1 protein-coding gene is annotated in these 580 nt (G+C 59.3%); it reads left to right on the top strand.

Annotated elements, in window-relative coordinates:
• The coding region (locus NK662_RS24690; protein WP_254761363.1) for a ubiquitin family protein at window positions 1–580 on the top strand (580 nt) is incomplete at both ends.

The raw sequence follows: 580 nt of genomic DNA, 5'->3' as shown, positions 1-580 counted from the left end.
CGGCCGCCGGCGAAGATGCAGATCTTCGTGAAGACCCTGACGGGGAAGACGATCACGCTGGAGGTTGAGTCCTCGGACACCATCGACAACGTGAAGGCCAAGATCCAGGACAAGGAGGGCATCCCCCCAGACCAGCAGCGTCTCATCTTCGCCGGCAAGCAGCTCGAGGATGGCCGCACCCTCGCCGACTACAACATCCAGAAGGAGTCTACCCTCCACCTGGTGCTTCGTCTCCGTGGTGGTATGCAGATCTTCGTGAAGACCTTGACTGGGAAGACCATCACTTTGGAGGTTGAGAGCTCCGACACCATTGATAATGTGAAGGCCAAGATCCAGGACAAGGAGGGGATTCCCCCAGACCAGCAGCGTCTGATCTTCGCTGGCAAGCAGCTGGAGGATGGACGCACCCTCGCCGACTACAACATCCAGAAGGAGTCCACCCTCCACCTGGTGCTCCGCCTCCGCGGCGGCGCCAAGAAGCGCAAGAAGAAGACGTACACCAAGCCCAAGAAGCAGAAGCACAAGCACAAGAAGGTGAAGCTCGCCGTGCTCCAGTTCTACAAGGTGGACGACGCCACCG

Origin of the sequence: Ectobacillus ponti, assembly GCF_024294785.1 — a bacterium.
GTDB classification, from domain to species: Bacteria; Bacillota; Bacilli; order Bacillales; family Bacillaceae_G; genus Ectobacillus; species Ectobacillus ponti.
Note: the sequence above shows the minus strand (reverse complement) of the source record. Positions and strands in the feature narration are given on the sequence as shown.